Origin of the sequence: Massilia sp. Mn16-1_5, from assembly GCF_004798585.1 — a bacterium.
GTDB lineage: Bacteria > Pseudomonadota > Gammaproteobacteria > Burkholderiales > Burkholderiaceae_D > Telluria.
Map to the genome: position 1 here is coordinate 1 of NZ_PPXQ01000083.1, position 287 is coordinate 287.

1 tRNA gene and 1 rRNA gene are annotated in these 287 nt (G+C 53.7%); both read left to right on the forward strand.

The features are described 5' to 3' along the window. Window positions 1-114, forward strand: a 16S ribosomal RNA gene (locus C2862_RS25125); the annotation flags it as partial. 94 nt (window positions 115-208) lie between these two features. Continuing rightward, a tRNA-Ile gene (locus C2862_RS25130) sits at window positions 209-285 on the forward strand. Window positions 286-287: the final 2 nt, after the last annotated feature.

A 287-nucleotide genomic window follows, 5' to 3' on the forward strand; every position in this document is an offset into this window, starting at 1 on the left:
CCAGAAGTAGGTAGCTTAACCGCAAGGAGGGCGCTTACCACGGTAGGATTCGTGACTGGGGTGAAGTCGTAACAAGGTAGCCGTATCGGAAGGTGCGGCTGGATCACCTCCTTTCTAGAGTAGCACCACAAACCTTAATGGTTGCAGAGCTTCGCTCTGCTCATCAAGCGTCCGCACTTATCGACTGTTGAACAAAGAACACAGTTTCGGGGCTGTAGCTCAGCTGGTTAGAGCACCGTGTTGATAACGCGGGGGTCGTTGGTTCGAGTCCAACCAGCCCTACCAAG